This is a genomic window from Conexibacter stalactiti (assembly GCF_033542075.1).
Classification (GTDB): Bacteria; Actinomycetota; Thermoleophilia; order Solirubrobacterales; family Solirubrobacteraceae; genus Conexibacter; species Conexibacter stalactiti.
Window position 1 is genome coordinate 1 of sequence record NZ_JAWSTH010000222.1, and the last position, 1480, is coordinate 1480.

Annotated in this window: 1 pseudogene; it reads left to right on the forward strand. The window is 79.6% G+C overall.

From position 1 onward, the window contains the following. A pseudogene (locus R7226_RS31430) lies at positions 1-1480 on the forward strand (hypothetical protein); the annotation flags it as partial.

Consider the following 1480-nt stretch of genomic DNA (forward strand, 5'->3'; position numbering starts at 1 on the left):
CGCGCAGTTCGCGGCGCCGGCGGCGCACGCGGCGCTGCTGACGCCGCTGGCGCGCGGCGACGACGGCGCGCCGACACCGCTGCCGCTCCTGGAGGGCAGCGCGCCGCTGCGGCGGTACCTCGCCGGCGCGGCGCTGTTCGCGCGTGCCGCCGCCGCGCTGACGCCCGTCCCGCTGCCCGACGGCTCCGCGACCCCGGGCACCGTGGCGCTGCCCGACGAGGCGCCCGTCGTCCCGTACGGCGCCCGCGACGGCGACACGCTGACGAGCGCCGCGCAGCGCCTCGCGATCAGCCTCCCGCGGCTCGCCGCGGCGAGCCGGGCGCTGCCCGGGCTGCTGCCCGCCGGCAGCGCCGTCGCGGTCGGCGATCAGGTCACGACCGTCCGCCCGGACGACTCGCTCGACGCGCTGTGGCGACGGCTGCGCGGCGAAGCGGAAGCGGTCGACTTCGACGCCGTCGTCGCCGCGGTCTCGACGACAGCTCTGGCGCCGGGCGCGCTGCTCGCCGCTCCCGCGCCGGCGCTGCCGGCGGCGTCGACAGCGACGGCGGTCGGCGCGACCTACGGCGTCGACCCGCTCGCTGTCGCGCAAGCGAACGCCGCGCTGACCGGGCTGGTGGTCGAGGGCATCGGAGTCGAGGCGCCCGGCGGCGCGATCGAGCGAACGCTCCCCGGCGACACGCTCAACGCCATCCTGACCCGCTTCGCCGCCCGCGGCGTGGCGATCTCGCTCGCGCAGTTGCTGAGCGCGAACGCGGAGGTCGCGCTGTTCGCCGCAGGCGCTCGCGTGCTGCTGCCACCGCCGCCCGCGACCGTCACCGCCAGGCTGAGCGAGCCGCTCACCGCCGGCCAGCCGGCCGTCCAGCTCGTGACGACGGTGCGGCTGCAACGAGACGCCGACGGCGACCGCCCGGCCGCGCAGGCCGACACCGTCGTGTCGGCGCCGGCCGACGCCGCGCAGCGACTCGCCGCGCTCGCGCCACGGCTGCTGGCGGCGGCGCCGACGCTGCGACTCGCGACGACCCCCGCCGCCGACGGCGCTGCGCCCACGCCGCCGCTGACGACGACACCCTCCGGTGACGCCGTACCCGGGCCGCAGGTGTGGGCCGTCGACTTCGGCAGCGGCGGCATCGCCGCGCTCTCCTTCGACGACCCGCCGCACGGCTTCGCGCTGCGCCCGCTCTTCCGCGCGTTCCAGCAGGCGGTCAGCGTGCCGGTGCCGACGCTCGGCGCCGACGGCCGGCTCGGCGCGCCGACCGCGACGAGCTTCGCGGGCGCCGACGTCGAGCCGTGGGCGCGCCGGCTGCTGACGGACCTCGACCTGTTCCTCGCGCCGGAGTCGGTCGCGGGGCTGCGCGCACACGCCGACGCGGACGACGAGCTGGACGCGCTGCTGCGGCTGCGCGACCGGCTCGCCCGCGCGCTCGCCGCCGGCCTGGCGCCGCTGTCGCCGGCCGGTGACCTCGCCGCGGCGGCCGGCGCG